Source organism: Streptococcus mitis, from assembly GCF_003942865.1.
Taxonomy (GTDB): domain Bacteria; phylum Bacillota; class Bacilli; order Lactobacillales; family Streptococcaceae; genus Streptococcus; species Streptococcus mitis_BI.
Genome location: NZ_RJNZ01000012.1, coordinates 36,324 through 56,548 on the forward strand (window position 1 = coordinate 36,324; position 20,225 = coordinate 56,548).

18 protein-coding genes and 1 pseudogene are annotated in these 20,225 nt (G+C 42.5%); 3 read left to right on the forward strand and 16 right to left on the reverse strand.

All coding sequences use genetic code 11. The annotated features are described in order from the left end of the window. Nucleotides 1–118: 118 nt before the first annotated feature. The 3 genes from D8845_RS08205 to zapA form a co-directional block, all read right to left on the reverse strand. Entirely contained in the window at nucleotides 119–2,455 is a 2,337-nt protein-coding gene (locus D8845_RS08205; protein ID WP_125453115.1) for an endonuclease MutS2, read from the reverse strand. A 91-nt stretch (nucleotides 2,456–2,546) separates the two neighbouring features. Then, nucleotides 2,547–3,095, reverse strand: a complete 549-nt coding sequence (locus D8845_RS08210) for a CvpA family protein (protein ID WP_125453116.1) — start codon at nucleotides 3,093–3,095, stop codon at nucleotides 2,547–2,549. Continuing rightward, nucleotides 3,092–3,394, reverse strand: coding sequence for a cell division protein ZapA (gene zapA, locus D8845_RS08215; protein ID WP_000002019.1), 303 nt, complete (start codon nucleotides 3,392–3,394; stop codon nucleotides 3,092–3,094). The genes D8845_RS08210 and zapA overlap by 4 nt, the downstream gene beginning before the upstream one ends. 86 nt (nucleotides 3,395–3,480) lie before the next feature. Between zapA and rnhC the strand changes: the two genes are divergently transcribed. From rnhC to D8845_RS08230, 3 genes are all read left to right on the forward strand, one after another. Continuing rightward, nucleotides 3,481–4,362 carry a ribonuclease HIII gene (rnhC, locus tag D8845_RS08220; RefSeq protein WP_125453117.1) on the forward strand — a complete coding sequence of 294 codons (882 nt, stop codon included), beginning with the start codon at nucleotides 3,481–3,483 and terminating at the stop codon, nucleotides 4,360–4,362. Nucleotides 4,363–4,365: 3 nt separating this feature from the next. Further along, nucleotides 4,366–4,980, forward strand: coding sequence for a signal peptidase I (gene lepB, locus D8845_RS08225; protein ID WP_001083986.1), 615 nt, complete (start codon nucleotides 4,366–4,368; stop codon nucleotides 4,978–4,980). A gap of 118 nt (nucleotides 4,981–5,098) precedes the next feature. Next, nucleotides 5,099–7,465: an ATP-dependent RecD-like DNA helicase gene (locus tag D8845_RS08230; RefSeq protein ID WP_125453118.1), complete on the forward strand. Its 2,367-nt coding sequence runs from the start codon at nucleotides 5,099–5,101 to the stop codon at nucleotides 7,463–7,465. A 47-nt stretch (nucleotides 7,466–7,512) separates the two neighbouring features. Here the strand turns inward: D8845_RS08230 and tig are convergent, their stop codons facing one another. The 13 genes and pseudogenes from tig to gndA all read right to left on the reverse strand — a co-directional run bounded on the left by tig (nucleotide 7,513) and on the right by gndA (nucleotide 20,180). Next, complete coding sequence (tig, locus tag D8845_RS08235) at nucleotides 7,513–8,796, reverse strand: trigger factor (protein ID WP_050390433.1); 1,284 nt, start codon at nucleotides 8,794–8,796, stop codon at nucleotides 7,513–7,515. A gap of 93 nt (nucleotides 8,797–8,889) precedes the next feature. Further along, nucleotides 8,890–9,546 (reverse strand): annotated as a pseudogene (locus D8845_RS08240) (DNA alkylation repair protein). After that, nucleotides 9,547–10,179, reverse strand: coding sequence for a response regulator transcription factor (locus D8845_RS08245; RefSeq protein ID WP_125451856.1), 633 nt, complete (start codon nucleotides 10,177–10,179; stop codon nucleotides 9,547–9,549). It abuts the pseudogene before it with no gap. Between the two features lie 13 nt (nucleotides 10,180–10,192). Beyond that, nucleotides 10,193–11,188, reverse strand: coding sequence for a sensor histidine kinase (locus D8845_RS08250; RefSeq protein ID WP_125453119.1), 996 nt, complete (start codon nucleotides 11,186–11,188; stop codon nucleotides 10,193–10,195). Then, nucleotides 11,185–11,883 carry a cell wall-active antibiotics response protein LiaF gene (gene liaF, locus D8845_RS08255; RefSeq protein ID WP_125453120.1) on the reverse strand — a complete coding sequence of 233 codons (699 nt, stop codon included), beginning with the start codon at nucleotides 11,881–11,883 and terminating at the stop codon, nucleotides 11,185–11,187. The genes D8845_RS08250 and liaF overlap by 4 nt, the downstream gene beginning before the upstream one ends. Nucleotides 11,884–11,960: 77 nt before the next feature. Continuing rightward, nucleotides 11,961–12,971: a type 2 isopentenyl-diphosphate Delta-isomerase gene (fni, locus tag D8845_RS08260; protein ID WP_125453121.1), complete on the reverse strand. Its 1,011-nt coding sequence runs from the start codon at nucleotides 12,969–12,971 to the stop codon at nucleotides 11,961–11,963. Next, a complete protein-coding gene (locus D8845_RS08265; RefSeq protein ID WP_125453122.1) occupies nucleotides 12,955–13,962 on the reverse strand; it encodes a phosphomevalonate kinase in 1,008 nt (335 codons plus the stop codon). Before D8845_RS08265 ends, fni begins: the two co-directional genes overlap by 17 nt. Then, nucleotides 13,949–14,902: a diphosphomevalonate decarboxylase gene (gene mvaD, locus D8845_RS08270; protein WP_125453123.1), complete on the reverse strand. Its 954-nt coding sequence runs from the start codon at nucleotides 14,900–14,902 to the stop codon at nucleotides 13,949–13,951. Before mvaD ends, D8845_RS08265 begins: the two co-directional genes overlap by 14 nt. Further along, nucleotides 14,884–15,762, reverse strand: coding sequence for a mevalonate kinase (gene mvk / locus D8845_RS08275; RefSeq protein ID WP_125453124.1), 879 nt, complete (start codon nucleotides 15,760–15,762; stop codon nucleotides 14,884–14,886). Before mvk ends, mvaD begins: the two co-directional genes overlap by 19 nt. A 120-nt stretch (nucleotides 15,763–15,882) precedes the next feature. Next, complete coding sequence (gene cbpC / locus D8845_RS08280) at nucleotides 15,883–16,902, reverse strand: choline-binding protein CbpC (RefSeq protein ID WP_125453125.1); 1,020 nt, start codon at nucleotides 16,900–16,902, stop codon at nucleotides 15,883–15,885. A 17-nt stretch (nucleotides 16,903–16,919) separates the two neighbouring features. Continuing rightward, a complete protein-coding gene (gene cbpF, locus D8845_RS08285; protein ID WP_125411083.1) occupies nucleotides 16,920–17,954 on the reverse strand; it encodes a choline-binding protein CbpF in 1,035 nt (344 codons plus the stop codon). 100 nt (nucleotides 17,955–18,054) lie between these two features. Then, complete coding sequence (locus D8845_RS08290) at nucleotides 18,055–18,744, reverse strand: response regulator transcription factor (RefSeq protein WP_050283620.1); 690 nt, start codon at nucleotides 18,742–18,744, stop codon at nucleotides 18,055–18,057. An 11-nt stretch (nucleotides 18,745–18,755) separates the two neighbouring features. Beyond that, a complete protein-coding gene (gene gndA, locus D8845_RS08295; RefSeq protein ID WP_125411082.1) occupies nucleotides 18,756–20,180 on the reverse strand; it encodes an NADP-dependent phosphogluconate dehydrogenase in 1,425 nt (474 codons plus the stop codon). Nucleotides 20,181–20,225: the final 45 nt, after the last annotated feature.

A 20,225-nucleotide genomic window follows, 5' to 3' on the forward strand; every position in this document is an offset into this window, starting at 1 on the left:
TTCATTCGGTGTTGGTATTTAATTGATTCTTATTTTACAAAAAATGTTGGCTTTTGTCAATGTGTTTATTAGTAAAACTTAATTCAACAGTTTTTACTGTATAAAGCTCGGAATACTTCTATCCTTTAAAAGTCACAATAGTCGCACCACTGCCTCCAGCATTTTGTGGGGCATAGCCGAAACTCTTGACATGTTTGTTTCTTTGTAGGTATTTGGTGACTCCTTCACGGATGACACCTGTTCCGATACCATGGATGATATCAACTTGAGCCATATTGTTAAGCAGGGCTTGGTCGATAAAGGCATCTAGCTCATTCATGGCTTCTTCATAACGTTTGCCTCGAAGATCCAGTCTAGCTTGAGGTCCTCGGCCAGAAGTTCGTTTCACGACATTGACTTGTTTCTTCTTAACTTGCTTTTCTTGCTGGGCTTGAACAAGGTCAAATTCTTTCTCTTCCAAGGTCATCTTGATTAAACCGACTTGGGCTTCCCAGCGGCCGTCCTTGAGTTGACTGGTCAAGGTACCACGCTGTCCATAACTGAGAACTACGATATCATCTCCCACCTTTGGAGCTCGTTTTTTCTTGGCTTTTTGAAGAACCTTATTTTTTGACAAATCTACTTTTTCAGGAGCCAATTTTTTCAATTTGGCCTTGGCTTCAATGATTTCGTGGGGTTTAAGTTGAGATTTGCTGTGGAGATTTTTGAGAATCTGGTCACTCTCACTTAGAGCCATGTCCACAATCTCAGCAGCTTGTTCACGCGCTTTGTTAAGCTCAGTTTCCTTTTCACGATTGAGCTCATTGTAGAGCTTTTTGAGAGCACGGTTCATCTTGAGATTTTCTTGCTCCACCTCACGGATATTGTCCAAGCGTTTGCGACTTTCTAGCGTCTGCTCTTCCAGTTGTTCAATGATTCGGTTGACATCATTGTCCTGATCGACCTGCTGACTGGCATCTCCTACGATAACTTCAGATAGACCTAAACGTTTAGCAATTTCAAAAGCATTGCTTCGACCAGGAACACCCTGCATAAAGCGATAGGTCGGGCGTAGCGTCACAGTATCAAACTCCATGCTGGCATTTTGCACAAAGGCTGTCTCAATACCGTAAGCCTTGAGTTCCGGATAGTGAGTTGTAGCCATAGTCTTGACTTGACGTAGGCGAAGGTCCTCTAGAATAGCCATGGCAAGGGCGGCTCCCTCTTGGGGATCTGTACCAGCCCCCAACTCATCCAAAAGTAAGAGTGAATCTTGGTTGACCTTGCTAAGAATATCCACAATATTAGTCATGTGGCTAGAGAAGGTAGACAAGCTCTGCTCAATAGACTGCTCATCGCCAATATCAGCAAAGATTTCTTCAAAAATACCAACACGACTTCCCTTGTCTGCCAAAATCGGCAAACCGGACTGAGCCATAACCTGCGTCAATCCCAGAGTTTTAAGCATGATGGTCTTCCCGCCCGTATTGGGACCTGTGATGACAATGGCTGTTAAATCTTGACCAAAATGGACATCATTTGCGACCGCATTTTTGACCAAAGGATGGCAAACATGGAGCAGTTGAATCTCCTGATTTTCTGACAGCTGAGGAACGACTGCTTGCCTTTCTTGGATAAAGCGTACCTTGGCACGAATCAAGTCCAGATGACCGATAATCCAAGCATCATTGGCAATCTCAGCAGCATGAGGGCGGACACGTTCAGAAATTTCTTGGAGAATGCGAAGCATTTCATAGCGCTCATCTGCTCGTAAACTGGCAATTTCTTCGCTCAGTTTGACCACCTCACGGGGTTCGATATAGACGGTATTTCCACTAGCAGAAATATCATGAACGACACCTGCAATCTTGTTGCGGTAGGTGTTTTTGACTGGTAAAACTTGACGGCCATTTCTGCTAGCAACAATCCCTTCCGTCAACATCTGTGCTTTCTGCTTGAGCAAGTCTTGTAAAACATCGCGTACCTGACTCTCGCTATCATGGATTTTTCTGCGGATTCGTGCCAATTCTTCACTGGCAAAATTTTCAATGAAACCTGCATCATTAAAGGCTTGGAGATTTCCTTGTAATTGCGGAAAATCATGTAATTTTTCAAACCAAAGGGCTAATTCTTCCAAGCTGACATTTTCCAGATTGGCATAAAAACTTTGCAGTTCTCGGCTGGCAAGAAGCACGCGCTTCAAGAGTAGGAACTCCTCGATATTGAGGTCCGCTCCCATCTCCAAGCGCTTGCAGACTCCTGCAATTTCCTTAGTTGCGAGAATGGTAAAATGCGGTTGCTCAACAAAGAGAGCCTGCATTTCCTTCATCTCAGCAAAAGCCTGTTTGATTTTATCCGCTTTAGCAGTCGGAGCCAGCTGTCTCAATTGTTCCAAGCCCTGCTCGGTCAACAAATGAGGTTCAAACAAGGCCTTGACCTTATTGAACTCTAATGTTTCTAATATTTTCTTATTCATTGTTATTTCCTTGTCTTTGAGGTAGCTTTTTACATTCTGATAGATTCTAGTCAAATCTGTAAACAAAGGGCTAGGAAAAATCCTGCCCTTTTTATCCGATTAAATTTGTCACCCAGATTTGTTTGAGCCAACTAGTCGTTACTGGTATGCTCTGGATGATGTGTTTTGCAACGATGCTCTTTTCAAGAGGATTTTGTATAGCTGCCATGGGAATGGTCGCCAAGATGGTCAAGGCCATTTGCAAGACAAATAAGGTCACCAACATGGACAAGATACCTGCTGAAACTTGGAACAACTTGCCACCCAGTTTTTTACTAGGTAGTAAGTGTAACAGGAGACCAAGCAAACGACCGATGCTATAGACAACCCCAAATACAAGCAAGTAGCCGATACCTGCGTAAAAGACCTTATCCAACTGAAAGAGTTGATCTGATGGGAAGAAGAAAGTTCCCTGACCTTCCTGCGGATTTGCATAAGGAAGCAATAAATGGAATTGTTCTCCAAGTCCCTTATAAAACTGGCCAGCCATAAAAGCCGATGCCATGGCTGAAATCAGGTAATAAACTTGTAAGAGCAGGCCTCTCCGATAGCCGATATAAAATCCCCAAGCCAAGACCAAAAGAAGAAGGAGTGAAATCATAAGGAATCCTCAATCTTGCTCTGCTCTTGCTTGCAAGTCACAAGCTTGTGACGGAGTTCTTCTAATTCTTGCTCCTTATCGTCAAATTCAATCTCACGGCTGAGTTGAGTTGACAAACAGTTGACTGCCAACAAAAGGGCGATTGTTTCATCATCTGCACTAGGCATTTGTTCTTTAATTGCTTGGTATTTTTCTGTCGCAACCTTAGCGATTTCCTCCATAAAGAGATTATCATGTTCGCTTGTCAAGGTTAATGATTTTTTCCCGAATGTAAATTTGAATCGATTTAGATTTGCCATAAAATTCACCTCACGATATTATACCAAAATTCGCTAACTTTGTCAGTTTTTACAAATTCTCCTGCTTTTGTGGTACAATAGAAACTATGGCAAGTATAACACTCAAACCAAGCGAAAAGGAGATCCAGGCTTTCCTTGAACACTATCAAAGCAGTCTGGCTCCCAGTAAGAACCCCTATATCCGCTACTTTTTGAGATTGCCTCAGGCAACGGCTTCTATCTATACTTCTGGAAAAGTCTTGCTTCAGGGTGAAGGGGCTGAGAAATACGCTCGTTTCTTTGGCTATCAAGTTCTAGAGCAAAACAGCGGACAAAATTTCCCTTTAATTGGGACAGATGAGGTGGGAAATGGTTCCTACTTTGGTGGACTTGCAGTTGTGGCTTCCTTTGTCACACCTGACCAGCATGACTTCTTGCGAAAACTCGGTGTGGGGGATTCCAAGACTCTGACCGACCAAAAGATTCGTCAGATTGCCCCTATCCTCAAGGAAAAAATCCAGCACCAGGCACTACTTCTCTCACCAAGCAAGTACAACGAGGTCATCGGAGACCGCTACAATGCTGTTTCTGTTAAGGTGGCTCTCCATAATCAGGCTATCTATCTCCTCCTTCAAAAAGGTGTTCAGCCTGAGAAAATTGTAATTGATGCCTTTACCAGTGCTAAAAATTATGACAAATACTTGGCACAAGAGGCCAATCGTTTCAGCAATCCTATCAGCTTAGAAGAAAAGGCTGAGGGCAAATACTTGGCTGTCGCAGTTTCTTCTATCATTGCGCGTGATCTCTTTCTGGAAAATCTTGAAAATCTGGGACGAGAACTGGGCTATCAACTTCCAAGTGGAGCTGTAACGGCTTCTGATAAGGTGGCTAGCCAAATTTTGCAAGCCTATGGTATGCAGGGACTCAACTTCTGCGCCAAACTGCACTTTAAAAATACTGAAAAAGCGAAAAAACGCTTAGAAAGGTAAATTATGAATTCATTTAAAAATTTCTTAAAAGAGTGGGGATTGTTCCTCCTAATTCTGTCATTACTAGCTTTAAGTCGTATCTTTTTTTGGAGTAACGTCCGCGTAGAAGGACATTCCATGGATCCTACCCTAGCGGATGGCGAAATCCTCTTTGTTGTCAAACACCTCCCTATTGACCGATTTGATATCGTTGTGGCTCATGAGGAAGACGGTAATAAGGACATTGTCAAACGTGTCATCGGAATGCCTGGCGACACCATCCGTTACGAAAACGATAAACTTTACATCAATGATAAAGAGACAGACGAACCTTACCTAGCTGATTACATCAAACGCTTTAAGGACGACAAACTCCAAAGCACCTACTCAGGCAAGGGATTTGAAGGAAATAAAGGAACTTTCTTTAGAAGTATCGCTCAAAAAGCTCAAGCCTTCACAGTTGATGTCAACTACAACACCAACTTTAGCTTTACTGTTCCAGAAGGAGAATACCTTCTCCTCGGAGATGACCGTTTGGTTTCGAGCGACAGCCGCCATGTAGGTACTTTTAAAGCAAAAGATATCACAGGGGAAGCTAAATTCCGCTTCTGGCCAATCACCCGTATCGGAACATTTTAAGAAATCGAAGAGGCCGAGAATCAACAATCTCAGCCTCTTCTTCTATCGTGAGAAGTGATCGTTTATTGACTATAGTAAAAACAACCCCAACTCTCACCTATTCATGCAAAGGAATTTTATGGAAGTTTATTTTTCAGGAACCATTGAACGGATTATTTTTGAAAATCCCAGCAATTTTTATCGCATCCTCCTCCTAGAAATCGAAGATACGGACGCAGAGGATTTTGATGATTTTGAAATCATTGTCACAGGAACCATGGCTGATGTAATTGAGGGAGAAGACTATACATTTTGGGGACAAATTGTCCAGCACTCCAAGTATGGGGAGCAACTGCAAATCAGTCGGTATGAACGCGCAAAACCAACTAGCAAGGGGCTGGTTAAGTACTTCTCCAGTAGCCATTTCAAGGGAATTGGTCTCAAGACAGCTCAGAAAATCGTGGACACCTATGGCGACAATACCATTGACGAAATTTTGCAACACCCAGAAAAGCTAGAAGGCATCTCAGGTCTCTCTGCCAAAAATCGCGAGGCTTTCGTCTCCACCCTCCGTCTCAACTACGGAACAGAGATGATCTTAGCCAAACTAGCCAACTATGGCATTCCCAATAAACTAGCCTTTCAGATTCAAGACTTTTACAAGGAAGAAACCCTTGATGTGGTTGAAAATTATCCCTACCAACTGGTTGAGGATATCAAGGGCTTGGGCTTTACTATTGCTGACCAACTAGCGGAGGAACTAGGCATCGAAAGTCAGGCTCCTGAACGCTTCCGCGCCGGTCTAGTTCACAGTCTTTTTCAGGCCTGTATGGAAACAGGGGATACCTATGTTGAAGCACGGGATTTGCTAGAACAAACCCTTACTCTCCTTGAATCTTCCCGTCCCGTGGAACTGGATCCCAGTCAAGTGGCTCAAGAACTCTCCTACCTGATCGAAGAAGACAAGGTTCAGCAGATTGATACCAAAATATTTGATAATAGTCTCTTTTTCGCTGAGGAAGGCATCCGCAGTCACTTGGTTCGTATCCTTGAAAAAGGAAAACAGAAGAGCCAAGATTTAGAAACTATTCAAAAACATATCACTACTGTCGAAGAAGATCTGGAGATTGAGTATGATAACATTCAAAAACAGGCTATCTATGATGCTATCCAGAACAAGGTCTTTATCCTGACAGGTGGACCTGGTACTGGTAAGACGACTGTTATCAATGGGATTATCGCTGTTTATGCCCTCTTAGAAGGACTTGACCTCAAGAAAAAAAGCAACTTGCCAATTCTTCTGGCTGCTCCAACTGGTCGAGCAGCTCGGCGCATGAACGAATTGACAGGCTTGCCTAGCGCGACCATACACCGACATTTAGGAATGACAGGCGACGATGATACCAGTCATCTGGAAGATTATCTGGATGCTGACTTTATCATCGTGGATGAATTTTCTATGGTGGATACTTGGCTGGCCAATCAACTCTTCTCCAACATCTCTTCTAACAGTAAAATTCTCATCGTGGGAGATAGCGATCAGCTACCGTCTGTCAGCCCTGGACAGGTTCTAGCGGATCTGCTTCATATTCCCCTGATTCCTCAGACTCGCTTGGAAAAAATTTACCGGCAAAGCGAAGAATCAACCATCGTTACCCTAGCTAGTCAAATTCGACAGGGCATCTTGCCAGCTGATTTCACCCAGAAAAAAGCTGACCGTTCCTACTTTGAAATTGCTAGCGGCCATATTCCAGCTACGATTGAAAAGATCTTAGGCGCTGCCCTCAGAAGTGGTATCCCTGCCCGTGATATCCAAGTTCTGGCTCCCATGTACCGAGGGACGGCAGGGATTGATGCTATCAACCAGCTCATGCAAGACCTGCTCAATCCAACACAAAAAGATCAACTCAGTTTTGAAGCTCCCCAGTGCCACTATCGAAAGGGAGACAAAGTCATTCATTTGGTCAACGATGCTGAAATCAATGTCTTTAATGGGGATTTAGGAGCCATCACAGACCTGATTCCTGGTAAATATACTGAATCGAAGCAAGACGAGATTGTCATTGATTTTGACGGTAACGAAGTCTCTTACCCACGTAACGAATGGTACAAGATTCGTTTGGCCTATGCCATGAGTATCCATAAGTCTCAGGGAAGTGAGTTCCCTGTTGTAATCCTACCGATTACTAGTGCTAGTAGGCGTATGCTGGAGCGCAATCTCATCTATACAGCCATTACACGCGCCAAAAGCAAGCTTATCTTACTAGGTGAATTACAGGCCTTCAATTATGCCACCCAACACATCGGAACTGCCCGAAAAACCTATCTAATTGAACGCTTCAGTGATTTATTGGAGAATGTTGAAGAAAAGCAACAAACTGTCTCAGAAACTGCCACATCAAGTGCATCTGAACAATTCTACATCCTGACCGAAGAAAACTGGGACAACATCCCCGCCATGATTGGGATTACAGACGCAGACCTCAAAGAGATTTTTGGAAAATAGTGCATAAGAAATCCCACCTAATCAGGTGGGATTTTTGTTTATTAAGATTATTTAACTGTTGCTGTGCTTGTAATCAATTCAACAGCTTTTTTGATTGTGATATCGTGTTTCAACATATCAGCTGAAAGCAAGCTTTGTACTTGAGCAACTTCCATGTTGTAGTCTGCTGCCAATTGCTCAACTTCTTTTTGGATTTCTTCTTCTGAAGCATCAAATCCTTCAGCTTTCGCAACTGCTTCGATAACAAGGTTAGTCTTAGTACGTGACTCAGCTTCTGCTTGGTATTGATTATGAAGGTCTTCTTGAGTAGTTCCAGTGATTTGGAAGTACATGTCAGGGTTGATACCTTGACGTTGCAAGTTTCCAAGGAATTCGTTTACTGAACGATGAACTTCTTCATGAATCATTTCTTCTGGAAGCTCTACGATTTCAGCGTTTTCTACAGCTTTATCAATTGCTGCACCTTCTACTGCATCTTTGTAAGCTTCTTCTTTAGCTACAGCCAATTCCTTGCGGTATTTTTCTTTCAATTCAGCAAGTGTTTCAACTTCTTCATCGATGTCTTTTGCAAGCTCATCGTCAAGAGCTGGAACTTCTTTAGCTTTTACTTCGTGGATAGTTGTCACGAATTTAGCTTCTTTACCTGCAAGGTCTTCTGCTTGGTAGTCTTCTGGGAATGTTACGATAACATCAACAGTTTCACCAGCTGAGTGACCTACCAATTGGTCTTCGAAACCTGGGATGAATTGACCTGAACCAAGTCCAAGTGAGAAGTTTTCACCTTTTCCGCCGTCAAATTCAACACCATCGATAGAACCAACAAAGTCGATGACAACAGTATCGCCGTTTTCAGCAGCAGCTTCTTTGATAACCAATTCAGCCAAGTTGTTGCGTTCGCGTTCGATACGCTCTTCAACGTCAGCGTCAGTTACTTCTTTTTCTACATCAACTGATACTTCAAGGTTTTTGTAGTCACCCAATTTTACTTCAGGTTTTGTAACAACTTCAGCAGTAATAACCCAGTCTTGACCTTTTTCCATTGAAGTCACGTCAATTTTTGGTTGTGCAACTACTTCAAGACCAGCTTCTTTTACAGCTGCTTCATAAGCATTTGGTAAAAGAGCGTTCATAACGTCTTGGTAAAGTGACTCTTCACCAAATTTTTTGTCGAAGATAGGGCGTGGAAGGTGACCTTTACGGAAACCTGGAACATTAAGAGATTTCTTCACTGAGTTGAAGACACGGTCCAATTCTGGTTTGATTTGGTCTTGAGAGATAGTGAAAGTCAAGACACCACGGTTTGTTTCTTTGTTTTCAAATGATACAGACATTCTGTCATTTCTCCTTAAAATTTTTTAAATACAGTCTATTATAACATAAATGGGTGACTTTTTTCAAGTAATGAATGCGCTTTTCAATCAACGCTAGAGGTACTTGCTTGCTTCTTTGATACTAAGGTCAGCCATTCTTTCCTTGTTTTTCTCAATGAAGCCTGCTACCCAAGTTGGATTGGTTTTGGAGTAGTCTCTTAGAGCCCAGCCAATGGCTTTATTGATAAAGAATTCTGTTTGGTTCAAATTATGAAGCAGAATCTTTTCCATTAATTGAACATTGGTCTTCTCTTTTCTTAACAACTGGTGATCAATAGCGACACGTCTCAGCTAGATATTATCTGATAGGCTCCATTTTAAGATTATTTCTTCTAGTTCAGGGTGGTCATACACCAAACTCCCTACTACTCGATCTAGGATATCTACGGTATCCCACCAGGATTTTGTGACGACTAGCCACTCAAGCTTAGGTAAATCGTTCTCCGTTAGATAAGACTGCATTGCTTTCAAATAATTAGCAGCCGCATACAGGTATTCTCTAGACTCTTTTTCCCAGCAAGTATCTACAAAATCCCAATCGATAATCTTTGTTTTTTTCGCTTCTGGAAAGTATTTTTTATAGAGTTTATTTCTTTCTGGCGCCGCAACACCTAGAAAGGAAAATTGATGGCGCATATAGGCCTCCATAGGCCCTGCTTTTTTAGGATCTTTTGCTGCTTCTAGTTCCTTAAGTAAATCTGTTAGACTCATCTAGAACTCCTCGTGTCCCACCAAATGATGCTGAAAGGCATAGACTGCAGCCTGGGTACGATCGCTGACTTCAAGTTTGGCAAGAATGTTAGACACGTGCGTCTTTACCGTCTTGAGAGAGATAAAAAGTTCGTCTGCGATACGCTGATTTTCGTAGCCCTTGGCGATGAGTTGGAGAACATCTCGCTCACGCGCAGTCAGATCCTCATGTAGTTCTATGTGATTCCGGTGGTATTCGACTTTTTTGCTGACCTCTTGCTCAATGGCCAACTCACCAGCAGCCACCTTACGGACAGCATGGAGTAGTTCGTCTGCACTAGAAGTCTTGAGCATATAGCCCTTAGCACCAGCATTTAAGACAGGCATGATTTTTTCATTGTCCAAATAAGAGCTCACAATCAAAATCTTGGCTTCAGGCCATTCTTTGAGGATGGCCAAGGTCGCATCAATTCCATTCACCTCAGGCATGACAATATCCATGACAATGACATCCGGACGCAATTCCAATGCCAAGTCAATACCTTGAGACCCGTTGGTAGCCTCACCCACAACTTCTACATCATCTTGGAGGTCAAAGTAGCTTTTCAAGCCCAAGCGGACCATTTCATGGTCATCTACTAATAAAATTTTCATCTTTACTCCTTTATCATTCCTTATCGAGCAGGGGAATACGGATATCAACTGCCAGCCCTTGCTTGGGAGCTGTCAATAACTGAACCGTCCCTGCCATGTCTTCAACCCGCTCCTTGATATTTCGCAGTCCATAACTCAGGTCATCTAAACTCCCCAACTGGAAACCAATCCCATTGTCCACCACCTTCAGCTGCAATTCAAAATCTGTCTGATAGAGATAGACATCTAAACAAGAGGCCTGGGCATGGCGGAGGGTATTGCTGATCAACTCTTGCAGGATACGGAAGATATGCTCCTCGATTTTCTTAGGCAATTTCGTCACATTTTGCTTGAAAGCAACCTTGAGATCACTCTTGTCCTCAAGCTCTTTTAAGAGGATTTGGATTCCCTCAACCAGACTCTTCTGCTCCAGTTCAACTGGTCGCAGATGCAAGAGCAAGACCCGCAAATCCTTCTGGGCTGTTTCTAAAATAGCTGTGACACTCTGCAACTGGGTCTGCATCTTTTCTCTATCCAATTTCAAAGCCTGCTGGCTGACACCTGACAAAATCATGTGAGCCGCAAACAACTCCTGACTGACTGTATCATGCAAATCCCGAGCAATCCGCTTCCGTTCTTTCTCGATGATTTCCTCTTCCTGAGCAAGACTCTGATTTTCTGCTTTTTGAAGAGCTTCTGTCAAAAGGTTAAGTTTACCTGACAAGGACTTGAAACTGGCATCCAAATCTGGATCTGCAATCTGAACCACTTCTTGTCCTGCTAATAAACGCTTAAGATTAGTCTGCATTTTTCTTAGAGAAAGCTCTTCAACACCTCGCCAAAACAGGACTAAGAGAAAGGTCATGGACATGCTGAATACCAACAACAAAAAGACAAATTTTTCTGTTTTTTCGACATCATGCAGGAGAATAGACCAGTCAAAGTCAAGTATTTCCAGCAAGCTGTGGGAGAAAAATAAGACAAACAAAATGGAGGTGAGAGCAATCATTACATAGGCTTGTTTTTTCATCCTCTAACCACCTCAACATCGCCAATCATAGTGGTCAAGAAAATCTTGACACTCTTGTTACTCTTAAGATAGTCTCTTGTTTCTTGATGATAGTGTTCATTACGAAGGGTTCGCTTGGGCTGGTTGAAAAAAGTCAAATCACCATAGAGACAGTTAACGCTGAGACTGACTTCCACATCTACAGGTACAATGATTTTGGTCGTTCCTACCATCTTTCTGAGGATAATGACATTGTCATGATTGGTTAGAATGACCCTCTCTAGATGAATGGTATCCTTGCCCATGAGGCGAAAGAGATTGATATCATCAAACTGGCAAGTCTGGTAACTTGAAAAATGATGAAGATTCCCAAACCAACGATTTTTCTCCTTCTTAACCGTCACCACCTCTTCAAAAACCAAATTTGTCTGCTCTTTTTCCTGGTTCATCATCGGATAAAGAAGAAAGAGGCTATAGATAACCGCAACAAAAATAGCTAGAATCACAAAAGGATTGAGCATAACGATGAAAAAGAAGAGAATGGTCGCCACTACTAAAAGAAGATTATTGCTCTCTTTACCAGTGTAATAGCGAATCAAAAGCAAAAAGAGGAATAGAATCAGCAGAAAACGCGAAAAATGCTCTGATACCATCAAAATCAGAGCTCCTGTCAGAAGACAGGATTCGATAAATAAAAAGATTTTAAATTTTCTCATAGGTTCATCCTCTCCCTTCTATTTTATCACAATTCAAAAAAGTCACCTCAGTCTGAGGATGGAAAAAAAGGCGGTGGTTACGCCTTTTTCATCTGATCATTTGATTCTTTTAGTTTGCCGTAAAGAATATAGTCTACGTTTTGCAGTTCTGCTATAGTGGCACAATTAAGGGCACACATAATCAAACGCAGATCGTCTTTCCAGCCTTGGACAATACCAATCACTTCTTCGACTGTGTAGTTTTCAATCAATTCCAGAACTGTTCGAGACAGTCCTACAGCCTTAGCACCAAAGACCAAACACTTAATCATATCCAGCGGATTCCGAACGCCACCACTGACCAAGAGTCCAACCTTGTCTTTCCAGTCTTGGGCATTGAGAAGGGCCTGCATGGTGGACTGACCCCATTGATTGAGATAATCACGTTGACCACTGCGACGGTTTTCGATATAGGCAAAGCTGGTGCCACCACGACCTGACAGGTCAAAGGTTCGAACGCCCAATTCATAGGCTCTCTCGATGGTCTTCACATCCATTCCAAAGCCAACTTCCTTTAGGACAATAGGAACAGGAATTTGCTTGCTATAATCCGCCAGATGCGATTGCCAGCTTCTAAACTTCCTTTCTCCCTCGGGCATGAGCAATTCCTGCATGACATTGACATGCACTTGTAGGAGAAGAGGATTCATTTCTTCTACAGTCTGAAGACCGAACTCAACAGGCTTATCCAATCCAATATTGGTTCCAAGGAGGAGATTGGGATGACTATACTTAACAGAAAAAGAGTCATCCGTTGGATTTTTGAGGGCCGCGCTATAAGAACCCGTTACAAATAAAATACCACAGGCTTCTGCCACCTGAGCTAGTTTTTGATTGATTTCTTTACCTTTTTCACTCCCACCCGTCATGGCATTGATATAAAAAGGAAAGTCCCACTTACGTCCTGCAAATTCTGTAGACAAATCAATCTCATCCAAGTCGTAAAGGGGCAGGGAAGAATGAATCAACTCCACCTCATCAAAGCTATTATAAGAACTTTTCTGCTCAAGGGCATAGCGGATGTGCTCGTCCTTACGATTTGTCGTCATGTCCTATCCTTTCTTGGTATAAGAGTTCAATCCCCAGATCGGCCCAACAGTTTTTTAGGGTTTCAGTTGATTGCTCATCAAAACTCAAGGCAATACCACAATCACCACCACCAGCGCCGCTACTCTTGGCAACAGCTTGCAAATCTTGACTAACTTCTTTCAACTGTCTAAGCGAAGGTGTGTAAATATCTGCGCTCAAGCCTTCTAAGAGCTTGCTGGCCACTTCTACTTGCTCGATAATTTTTTCTGATTTCCCCTGCTCCAAGGCCTCTACCAAAGAAACCACCGTTTCTTTTGAGGAACTTAAAAAATTCTGATTGATATTTTGCTTGATTTGCTGGACCATGTGACTCGATACAGCCACTTCCTTGGTCCATCCCACTAAGAAATCACATTCTAAAGTTGGTTTCACTTGTGAAATTGAAAAGCCCCAATCACGCTCCAGAACAGTCGCCAAATTTTCTTCTTCCAACCAAGCAGCCACCTGCTGGCGATCAAATGACTGGTAGAGAACCAAATCCTCTGCCACAATACAAGCAATATCCCCCATAGAACCATTGTCTCCTCGCTTGAGCAAGACAGCACTGGCTAGCTTGAACAAGAGCTCCCGATCAACCGAAATATCATATAAAGCCAGTAAGGTCTTGATGACCAAAACAACGACGCTACCGCTAGAACCTAGACCAAACTTTTTCCCTTCCCGTTCCATTTTTCCTCGGATTTCCAAAGAAAAAGGTCGCAAGGTCTGCCCACGATAAACGAGGAAATTTTCCACTAAAGCAATCGTTTCTTGAATCAAACTGTAGTCAGGATTTGGTGTCAAATCCACTGCGAAATCAAACATATCTGAGTAGATACGGTAACTATCAGAAAAAGCAATCTCCCCCTTCATATAGATGGGGATGGCCTTTATCAAGGCCAACTGCCCTGGCTCTAAAATAGCATATTCGCCTGCCCAATAGAGCTTTCCGCAAGTTTTAACAGCAATCATCTTGGCTCAAATCCTTTGTTTTTGACACAATCAAGCGGTAACGCTGACTGAAGATTTCAGATAAATGCTCCAAGTCTTTCTCCTGACAAAGAACTTTGACATTGGGACCAGCATCCATAGTAAAGTAGCAGGCTTCTCCTTGCTCACGTATCTGGTGAACAAAGTCCATGGCTTCATAAGAGGCATCCGTCAGATAAGAAAAGGCTGGTGACGCAGTTTTGGTCGTAGCGTGCATAGCAAGGGCATTTTTCTCTGTTAATTCCCCAACCTTAGCAAAGTCATTTTCCTTGAGATAAACCAGCATATCCTGATAATCCTTCTCAGACTGACGGACCCAGTCATCAAAGGTCGTCGAGGTTTCCACACAAAGTTTCATCCCGTCACGGCTAGAGATTGGTTTTTTCTTATCCTCTAGCACCAACATAATCATAGCTAGTTTCAGGTCTGTCTCTACCGGGTAAATCTCTCCGCTATCCTTGTCCCAGGCACCTAATGGTCCATAAAAACTCCGAGAAGAAGAGCCTGAGGCAAACTTAGCCTCCTGTGCCAACTGGCTCCGAGTCAATCCCAGCTTGAAATAAGCATTACAAGCCTTGACCAGGGCGGACAAACCACTAGAACTTGAGGACAAACCCGCTGCGGTAGGCATATTGTTCTGAGTATCAATACGGACAAAGCCCCCACCTTCTGGACGGTAACGGTCAATAATCTTACTCATCTTAGCATGCTCTGCCTCATTTTGTAGCTGACCATTAATATAAAAGGCATCAGCTGTTGCATCCGTCGGTAGAGATGACAAAGTCGTCTCCGTGTACATATTTTCCAAAGTTAGAGAAATACTGCTCGTAGCAGGCACCATCTCTTTTTCTTTTTTCTTTCCCCAATATTTGATAATAGCAATATTTGCGTAGGAACGTACTGTTACAGGCTCTCTATCCATGTCTGAACAGCTCCTTTCTCTTCTAATCTTTCTGCTAGTTCTTGTGCGTGTGTCAAATTGTCTGCCAAGGCTATGATACAGCCTCCAAGCCCACCACCACTCATCTTGGCACCCAGAGCACCATGGTTAAGAGCCGTTTCAACCAAAGAGTCTGCCTCAGGGCTACTGACACCAATTTCTTTTAGATGTAAATGCGCTTGACTAAGGATTTGTCCCAGCCCTTCAGCATCTTTTTGTGAAATCGCATCTTCTGACTGCTGGGTCAATTCTCCCAAGGCATGCAAAAACGGTAGGGCATCCTTGCCCTTATTTTGAACCACTTGGATAGCTTCACGAGTATGGCCATAAACGCCCGTATCAGCAATCACCAAATAGGCGGATAAGTTCATCTCAAGCTCTGTAAATCCAACGTTTTTAATAAAGCGAATAGGCTTGTCACTGAGACAGGTCTTGGCATCCAAACCACTAGGATTCATGTGAGCAATCATCTCAGCCCGATTGACCAAGATTTCTAGTACATCATGAGGTAGTTCTGCCTGATAGTAGTCAAAAACCGCACGAATGGCCGCTATGCTGATAGCCGCTGACGAACCCATTCCCCGCTTCTCAGGGATAGCCGAGTCAATCTCACAGCGAATGCAGGCTTCTTTGATATTCAAATACTCCAGAGAAGCATAAACTGCCATGGACAAGGTATCCTCCTCATAGAGGCGCCAAGGACTCTCTGCAGGAACTACTTTACAAGTCACCTCCACCTCCAAAAGAGGCAGGGAAATGGCAGGATAGCCGTAAACGACCGCATGCTCCCCTATTAAAATAATCTTACTATGTGCCTGACCGACACCAATTTTTTTTGTCATTTTTTCCTTTTACTAGACGAAAAACCGTCTCTTTTTTCACACAAGTATTGATTCTCTCCTATCTATTTTATTATATTTTCACAAAAAAAGCGATTGTTTCCTTCACAATCGCCTCTTTCATTATTGAACCCATTCGCCATTATAGTTGACGTAGTAGCCATCTACGGTCGTATTCACTGCCAAAGCACCTGAGCTGTAAGCATAGTACCATTTGCCATTGACCTGGAACCAGCCTGTCTTCATATCGCCATTACCTGCATTTAGGTAGTACCAAGTTGAACCATCTTGATACCAACCAGTTGCCATAGCTCCTGATGAACGGAGATAGTACCATTTATTACCAAGGTATTGCCAACCTGTTTTCATATCGCCATTTGGCTCATCTAAATAATACCAAGTGGTACCTTCCTGATACCAACCAGTCGCCATAGCTCCTGATGAACGGAGGTAGTACCACTTATTGCCAAATTGTTTCCAACCAGTTTGCATAATGCCAGTTTCTGGGTCTAGGTAATACCACGGAGCAGGTTTGCTTCTATCAATGCCAAAAGTAACATGGAAATCTTGAGTCCAACCCTTAGCAACTTCACCAATTGGTAGTGGATTGTAAGAATCATCGCCAGAAATTCCTAGCTTATTTAAATAATACCAATTGCCGTCTTCATAAGTCCAGCCTGTCTTTACAGCATAATTATTATCAAAATAATAAGTTCTCTTTTCAGCAGATGGAGTATATTGTTCACCGTATACTTTTCCTGTATTTTCAGACGTTTTTGCCTCTAGTACTAGTTTATCTGTTTGTTCTAGCAAAGCACCATCTTGTCCAAAATAGTACCACTTCTGTTGAAGGCCAATTTCTAAGACTGGACGATTATTAAATAAATTATCACGATAACCTGTTCCATGAATTTCTACGTATTGCCAACCGACAACCATCTCTCCTCTATCACCAAAATAGTAAGTTTTACCGTCTATTTTATGCCAATAGATTGCTTTATGATCATCTTTTACATAATATTTTCTATTATCCTTATCAACAAATTGGCCACCTGTGGTATCCGCAAATACAGTATTTGTAGCTAGCAAACCAAAGAAAAATGTTGCTAGTGCGACTTGCATCATTTTTTTCAAAAGTTTCATTTGTATCTCCTCCAAGATTAAATCCACTCACCAGATGAAGCAAAGTTATAAACTTTACCATCGATAGTTTGGCTACCTGTAACCATTGCTCCAGAGGAATTGAGATAATACCAGTTTCCTCCTACTTTTGTCCAACCTGTCTTCATATCTCCATTACTTGCATTTAGGTAGTACCAAGTTGAACCATCTTTCACCCAACCAGTTGCCATAGCTCCTGATGAACGGAGATAGTACCACTTGTTACCAAGGTATTGCCATCCCGTTTTCATATCACCATTTTCAGCATCTAAATAGTACCAAGTTGAGCCTTCTTGATACCAGCCAGTCGCCATAGCTCCTGATGAACGGAGGTAGTACCACTTATTGCCAATTTGCTTCCAACCAGTTTGCATGATACCAGTTTCTGGGTCTAGGTAATACCACGGAGCCGCTTTAAGCTTCTCTTCATCATAGGTTAGAGGATAATCCTTGATCCAACCACGTGCTAGCTCCCCAACCGTTAAACTGTCGATACCAGCATCGAAGCCACCATCCTTCAGTAAATAATACCAGTGCCCCTCATCATAAACCCAACCAGTTTTTAAGGTGTGATAACTACGTTGATCTTCAAAATAATAGACTCTTTTCTCTGCTGGACTATCATATTGTTCCCCACGATGTTTGTTGGTATTTGTAGCAGTTTTTGCTTCTAAAACTTGCTTACCAACAAAATCTTGTAGTACCCCATCTTGACCAAAGTAAAACCAATCTGGTCTAAAAGCAATATCTTGCCTTAGAGAAGAACCAATCGTAACCCCTTCGTGTGGAGCAGGTATATATTGCCAGCCGACCACCATCTCTCCAGATAAAGGATCAAAATAATAGTACTTCCCATCAATCACTCGCCAGTAGGTTTCTTTTAGGTCCCCCTTCTTGTAGTAGGTTCTACCATTTTCTTGGACAAATTGCCAGCCTTCTGAATCAGCATCATCCGCCAATACTGCACTTGTTGCTAGCAAACCAAAGAAAAAGACTGCTAATGCAATTTGCATCAATTTTTTTATTATTTTCATTAGACATATCCTCCATAACTGATTATAGCAAAGAGCAAACTGCATGTCAATATATAGAAACCCCCTCAAAAAAAGCAGTTACAAAACTGCAACTGCTTTTCTATTCTTGCATGGTGTAACCAACACCACGAACTGTTTTAATGTAGCTTTTTTGACCTTTTACATCAAGCTTGCTACGTAGATAACGGATATAGACATCCACGATATTTGTTTCGGTCGCACTTTCATACTTCCAGACACTTTCCAACAACTGCTCACGAGTCAGAACTTTCTTGCTTCCCATAAGAGTAGCCAAGAGGTCATACTCACGACGAGTCAAAGCAATCATCTCCTCGCCACGATAAACGGTATGATGTTCTACATCCATACGCAGATTGCGGTAAGACGTTGGAACCTTCATCTGACTACAGTGTTGGTCGATAAAGTCCCGACCTCGGAAAATCGCTGAAATACGAGCCACCAAATTATCAATAATAACTGGCTTATAGATGTAAGAAACGGCAAAGCGTTGGATTGTCTCAATCTGATCTTGCAATTCTTCACGATGGTCCAAGACCATGATAACTGAAGCTGGCTTAGTCCGACTCAGCTTGTCTGCAAAATCCTGGGCTGTCATATCCCCCAGATGAGCATTCAATAAAATCAAGTCATAGTCTGTCTGAAGAGCCATGGAGAGGGCTTTTTGCCCCTCCTCAACCTGATCAACTCGGTATTGCTCTTTTTGGAGTTCCAAACTTAAAAAATGAGCTAGATTTCGTTCTTTCTCAAGTAATAAAATCCGTTTCCCCATGGCAGACCTACTTATTTTTCGTCATACCAAGAGTAGTGGAATGTTCCTTCTTTGTCTTTACGTTGGTAAGTGTGGGCACCAAAGTAGTCACGTTGCGCTTGGATCAAGTTAGCTGGAAGGTCAGCTGAACGGTAGCTATCAAAGTAAGTAATAGCTGCTGAGAAAGTTGGCACTGGCACACCAGCTTGAACAGCAAGAGCTACGATGTCACGCACTGCTTGTTGATACTTAGCAGTAACATCCAAGAAGTACTCATCCAAAAGAAGGTTAGCAAGGTCTGCATCACGGTTGTAAGCATCTGTAATCTTTTGCAAGAAACGAGAACGGATGATACAGCCATCACGCCAGATAGATGCGATGTCTGCGAATGGCAAGTTCCAGTTGTTTTCTTTAGAAGCTACACGCAATTGAGCAAAACCTTGTGCGTATGAAATGATTTTTGAGAAGTAAAGAGCTTGACGGATTTTTTCAATCAACTCAGCCTTGTCTCCTTCAAATTGGAAGGCAGCTGGTTTTGGAAGAACCTTGCTAGCATGTACACGTTCTTCTTTGTAAGTTGAAATGTAACGTGCAAATACTGACTCAGTGATGAGTGACAATGGCACACCAAGGTCAAGTGATGATTGGCTAGTCCATTTACCAGTTCCCTTGTTACCTGCGGCATCAAGAATGTAGTCTACGATTGGTCCATCTTGACCTTCATCGTCTTTACGGCTCAAGATATCAGCTGTGATTTCGATCAAGTAGCTGTCCAATTCACCCTTGTTCCACTCAGTAAAGATTTCAGCCATATCTTCTGCAGAAAGGCCTAGCAAGTGTTGCATCAAGTCATAGCTTTCTGCGATCAATTGCATATCACCATACTCGATACCGTTGTGAACCATTTTCACATAGTGACCAGCTCCATCAGGACCGATGTAAGTCACACATGGTTTACCATCTTCTGGTGCTTTAGCTGAGATTTCTTCAAGAACATCCGCAACCAATTCGTAGGCTTCTTTTTGTCCACCAGGCATGATAGAAGGACCTTCAAGGGCACCTTTTTCACCACCAGAGACCCCAGTACCAATAAAGTTGATACCTGAGTTTGCCAATTCTTCATTACGACGGATTGTATCTTTGTAGAAAGTGTTTCCGCCGTCAATCAAGATATCACCCTTGTCAAGATGTGGAAGAAGGGCTTGGATAGTAGCATCTGTACCAGGTCCAGCTTGAACCATGAGCATGATACGACGAGGTTTTTCGATTGAGTTTACAAAACTTTCCACGTCATAGCTTGGTACAAAGTTCTTTTCAGGATGGCAAGCAATTACATCTTCCGTTTTTTCTTTACTACGGTTGTAGATAGCAACTGTGTAACCACGAGATTCAATATTAAGGGCAAGGTTACGACCCATTACGGCCATACCTACGACACCAAAGTTAGCTTTTGTCATTTGACACTCCTCTTATTTGATTTGTTTTATTTTATCATTTTTACT

Excerpts from the sequence above, each read along its gene's own strand:
- rnhC (WP_125453117.1), top strand. The coding sequence starts at position 3,481 with ATGGCAAGTATAACACTCAAACCAAGCGAAAAGGAGATCCAGGCTTTC.
- gndA (WP_125411082.1), bottom strand. The coding sequence starts at position 20,180 with ATGACAAAAGCTAACTTTGGTGTCGTAGGTATGGCCGTAATGGGTCGT.
- D8845_RS08245 (WP_125451856.1), bottom strand. The coding sequence starts at position 10,179 with ATGAAAATTTTATTAGTAGATGACCATGAAATGGTCCGCTTGGGCTTG.
- D8845_RS08250 (WP_125453119.1), bottom strand. The coding sequence starts at position 11,188 with ATGAAAAAACAAGCCTATGTAATGATTGCTCTCACCTCCATTTTGTTT.
- cbpF (WP_125411083.1), bottom strand. The coding sequence starts at position 17,954 with ATGAAAATAATAAAAAAATTGATGCAAATTGCATTAGCAGTCTTTTTC.
- mvk (WP_125453124.1), bottom strand. The coding sequence starts at position 15,762 with ATGACAAAAAAAATTGGTGTCGGTCAGGCACATAGTAAGATTATTTTA.
- D8845_RS08205 (WP_125453115.1), bottom strand. The coding sequence starts at position 2,455 with ATGAATAAGAAAATATTAGAAACATTAGAGTTCAATAAGGTCAAGGCC.
- zapA (WP_000002019.1), bottom strand. The coding sequence starts at position 3,394 with ATGGCAAATCTAAATCGATTCAAATTTACATTCGGGAAAAAATCATTA.
- D8845_RS08265 (WP_125453122.1), bottom strand. The coding sequence starts at position 13,962 with ATGATTGCTGTTAAAACTTGCGGAAAGCTCTATTGGGCAGGCGAATAT.
- lepB (WP_001083986.1), top strand. The coding sequence starts at position 4,366 with ATGAATTCATTTAAAAATTTCTTAAAAGAGTGGGGATTGTTCCTCCTA.
- mvaD (WP_125453123.1), bottom strand. The coding sequence starts at position 14,902 with ATGGATAGAGAGCCTGTAACAGTACGTTCCTACGCAAATATTGCTATT.
- D8845_RS08230 (WP_125453118.1), top strand. The coding sequence starts at position 5,099 with ATGGAAGTTTATTTTTCAGGAACCATTGAACGGATTATTTTTGAAAAT.
- liaF (WP_125453120.1), bottom strand. The coding sequence starts at position 11,883 with ATGAGAAAATTTAAAATCTTTTTATTTATCGAATCCTGTCTTCTGACA.
- D8845_RS08290 (WP_050283620.1), bottom strand. The coding sequence starts at position 18,744 with ATGGGGAAACGGATTTTATTACTTGAGAAAGAACGAAATCTAGCTCAT.
- tig (WP_050390433.1), bottom strand. The coding sequence starts at position 8,796 with ATGTCTGTATCATTTGAAAACAAAGAAACAAACCGTGGTGTCTTGACT.
- cbpC (WP_125453125.1), bottom strand. The coding sequence starts at position 16,902 with ATGAAACTTTTGAAAAAAATGATGCAAGTCGCACTAGCAACATTTTTC.
- fni (WP_125453121.1), bottom strand. The coding sequence starts at position 12,971 with ATGACGACAAATCGTAAGGACGAGCACATCCGCTATGCCCTTGAGCAG.
- D8845_RS08210 (WP_125453116.1), bottom strand. The coding sequence starts at position 3,095 with ATGATTTCACTCCTTCTTCTTTTGGTCTTGGCTTGGGGATTTTATATC.